General features: G+C 38.6%; 2 protein-coding genes and 2 pseudogenes. 1 reads left to right on the forward strand and 3 read right to left on the reverse strand.

What is annotated here, in order from left to right; all coding sequences use genetic code 11:
• Positions 1 to 709: pseudogene (locus ASU35_RS20675) on the forward strand (IS91 family transposase); the annotation flags it as partial.
• 411 nt (positions 710 to 1120) lie between these two features.
• On the opposite strand, the gene ASU35_RS20045 reads toward ASU35_RS20675, so the two are convergent.
• From ASU35_RS20045 to ASU35_RS02775, 3 genes and pseudogenes are all read right to left on the reverse strand, one after another.
• Positions 1121 to 2374 carry a Rho termination factor N-terminal domain-containing protein gene (locus ASU35_RS20045; RefSeq protein WP_058351571.1) on the reverse strand — a complete coding sequence of 418 codons (1254 nt, stop codon included), beginning with the start codon at positions 2372 to 2374 and terminating at the stop codon, positions 1121 to 1123.
• A gap of 46 nt (positions 2375 to 2420) precedes the next feature.
• A complete protein-coding gene (locus ASU35_RS02770; protein ID WP_058351572.1) occupies positions 2421 to 2972 on the reverse strand; it encodes a hypothetical protein in 552 nt (183 codons plus the stop codon).
• 218 nt (positions 2973 to 3190) lie between these two features.
• A pseudogene (locus tag ASU35_RS02775) lies at positions 3191 to 3814 on the reverse strand (type I restriction-modification system subunit M N-terminal domain-containing protein); the annotation flags it as partial.
• Between the last annotated feature and the right edge of the window lie 146 nt (positions 3815 to 3960).

The following is a 3960-nucleotide window of genomic DNA, read 5'->3' on the forward strand; positions in this document are numbered from 1 at the left end:
TATATCAAAAATCTGGACGGGGGTGTTCATAATTTATTCATTCATGCGTTTGTCGTGTTCTTTCTCTCTAGCAATTTTTTCGAACAAATCCAAGAACTTCACTCCCGGCTTCATCATGGTGTTACATACATTTGGCAGAGATCTGAAATGGAATCCCCATATCCACTGCCTCATATCGGAAGGCGGATACAGTGATGACGGCTTCTGGCGTCATGTCAATCACTTTAATTACACATTTTTACGTAACGCTTTCCGCACGGCTCTGCTCAATGAAATGGAGTCCAAGATCGGCCCTTCTTTCAAAAAAGTGAAAGCAAAATGCTGCCGTGATCACCCACAGGGTTTTTATGTTTATGCCAAGCCGAATGTCTGTGATCCTAAAAATGTTGTAAAATACATTGGACGTTATCTAGGCCGTCCTGTGACTGCCACTTCCCGCATTGATAAATACGACGGTGAAATGGTTACTTTCCATTACAACCGGCACGAGGATGAACAATACGTAGAAGAAACGATTCCTGCTATGGAATTCATTCAGCGGCTCATTCGTCACATCCCCGAAAAGAATTACAAAATGATCCGGTATGGCGGGCTCTATGCACGCCACCGTGATATTGATTCTAAGCTCCATCATGCTATCTCCAAAAGCAAGCATTCGTTTTATCGCAGCTTCAACCACCAGCGCGTTTCCCTCGAAGAAATGTACGAGAACCAGTCTAATTTGATCCATAATATTTTCTGGAATATCAAGTACTTTCTCGTCCGGCTTTTCATCACCTCCGCCAGTTTTCAGTTGTATCTTATCCATGTCCACATATTCAAAATTATCCATATACAAGTCTGCATTTTTTATGAACTCTACAACCTTTCTCTGCAACTGATTCTTATTTTTCATAAGTTCAATCGTATGCTGCATAGGCATGCTATCCATGTTGATAATATCAATTTTCTCCGCAAATCCAAAGATTTAACGATATTTTACACAGCAAAAAGGGCAGCCTCTCGGCTACTTCCAATCACACATACACCACCTCCCCAAAAATGAATATACTCTCATAAATCTGGGTATCAGTGCACCTACCGGTATTATGACTCTGATGTGGGAAATGGGCAAGGCTTTTTACTTTCTACCGCAACACTTCTTATACTTCTTTCCCGAACCGCATGGACATGGATCATTAGGATATATTTTCTTTTCCACACTTACAGCCTTTCCACCTAATCCATTTGGATAAAGAGATGTCGCAATGGTATCCGCATTACCTTCTAAATCAACAGGTATCCCCATCTCTTTTAATTGTGGTGCTACATCTCTTAGCATTGCAGCTGCATGAGAACTTCCCGGCACGATTGTAGGCCTTCCGCCGGCTAATTCTCTTCTTATCAGTTCTTTTGGCTTATGGCCTCTGTTTTCTTTCATTCTTGTGTTGTTATGAGCTTCCATAAGCAATCCCACAAACTCATTCATTTGCTTTTCACTCTTAAATACCACATCTGCATCTGACATTTTACTAATTACATCCGCCGGTGATTCCCCTTCGTAGCTATTTGCCCATACCTGTAGACACCACGAAACAGCCTGCTCATATGGTAAATCTAATTTTCTCATAAAAAATGTTTGTAATTTTTTATATGCCAATGAGCTTTCTTCATATCCTATTCTACAAATTTCTTCAATCTGCTGTACCGATGGTATATAAAAATCTTTATCCATTTGGCAATCCAATAGATATCCCGCTTCATCATTTTCCAGTATTGGTATATGTATAAACAATCCTTTTGAAGAATAAATCGGAGCATCCTTCGGCCAATCTTGTAATCCCAAGCTTCTCATCGGGAAAATACACGATTCCACAATATCTACGGGCATTTCCCATAGCATAGCAATCATTTCATCTATAGTATCCTTAACCTTTAATTTGTATAACTCATAGATAACTTCTACCGGAGCAATTCCATAATAGTTTATGAAAAAGTGCACGCATTTCATCATCCATCCTTTTTTGTATTGATCTGATTCAAAAGCTTCATCATCAATCCTCTTGAAAACAGCAGATACCTCTTCAAACACACAGAATCTGTCCGACATCTCCTCAAAAGCACCCAGCCAGTACATATGTAACTGCATACTATCCACTACTTCATTTATAGAAATATCCTGTGGTGCGTCACATGCTTTGCGAAAAAGAATCATTTGCTCCTTTGTCAAACATGCCAGTCTGCTTCTAAGCATATCCTCTGCACAGAAACATTCAAGAATCCGTTCTATGAGTGCAGCTTTACGAAGTCCCGAACATTTTCTCAACTCAAAACTCCTTGCCTGCTCTAACAACTGTTCTTTTGTATATTCTTCTAAATGCTCTTTTAATAACATATAGTTTCCTCCAATGCAGTTCTATTCTTCATTTTATCTGCCTTTCTCATATGCACTCTATTATTCGTTTCTGCTCCTTCGCATTCATATACATATGACGTGCCTGATCAGCCATATTTTTTCCAAGGAAAACTCCATACGGCATTACAATTCCATCATGGATAATTACATCCTGAAAAGGGATAAGAGATGTCTCCACAATTTGAGGCATTGGCAATGTTCCCAGCAACTCTCTCCAACTGGAATATATCCCTCGAACTCTATATACACTTCCGTCCTCATCGCAGGATACCAGAATCGAACCGTTTTTCAGATGTCTTTCCACCACAAATTTTCCATGTACTACCTTTTTCCATCCTCTTACGATGGAAATATGTTCCTCACTCATATTCTGTACATTTTTAGATATATATTCATCAATAACCGATGTGTTTTCCCAAAGCTTTCCACTAATAATTCTAACCACATCCAACGGTAATCCTTTCGGTGAATCCATTCCATAAAAGTCCTTGCACAACTTATATTTTCGATTAACAAAGTCTAATAGTGGAATCCACAAATCATAAAATAATTTTGCCTGTACTTCTGTCAAAACCATAATCTCTCATCTCTTTTCTGTATTTTGGACTAATTCAGTCTAATATCAGGCTACCTATTTAGTAATACACCCCAGATCCATTACAACTCTATAAATTGGTATCTACCAAATCCGGCACCTGATACTTTCTTAATTATTTTCGCCGTCTTCATTGCCTTCATAACGTTTGCAGACTTTGACTTTGAGCATTTTAACCATTCTTGAACATTTACTTGTCCGAATGTAGCACCAGAGCCACAGCAAGGATCATATACACGGCAGTTATCATAAGGTTTCAAGATTGCTACAATTGTTTTAACGATACTTTCCGGAGTATAGAATTCTCCACCCTTAACGCCTTCATATGCTGCAAATTCCTTAATACAGTATTGATAAGTCTTGCCAAGCAAGTCCTTATTTTCCTTTGTATTGTCCATATTCATATTCGTGAACAAATCAACAACATCACCTAAAACACGCTTATCCAAATCAGGACTTGCATAGTTTTTAGGCAAAACATTTTTAAGAGATGTGTTTTCTCTTTCAATCGCTCTCATTGCTTCATCAATCACGATCCCTATTTCGGGAGTGTGAGCACAAGAAGCAATTTTATCCCAACGAGCTTCCTCTGGCACATAAAAGATGTTATCTTCTGCATAAGCATCTTTGTCATCCTCAAAACCATCACCCTCTGCAACAAGTTCTTCATAACGCTTCTTAAAAGCACTTGAAATGTAACGCAAAAATATAAGACCTACAATTACTTTTCTGTATTCTGCCGCTGGAATATGTCCCCAAAGTACACAAGCAGCATCCCATATTTGTTTTTCAAAGCCAATATTAGCATTGTTTTGTTCAGCCATCTTCAAAATCCTCTCTTTCAATAGTTGATTGTATTTACATACATACCACGGTATATTACGATAATATATGTCTTATTTTTCAGACTCAATGTGAACTACCCATTGTCTAAAGCCAATGGGCTTCCTGCTTCATTGACCTCGCAACC

The sequence above is a fragment of the Acetivibrio ethanolgignens genome, assembly GCF_001461035.1.
In the GTDB taxonomy this organism is placed as follows: domain Bacteria; phylum Bacillota; class Clostridia; order Lachnospirales; family Lachnospiraceae; genus Velocimicrobium; species Velocimicrobium ethanolgignens.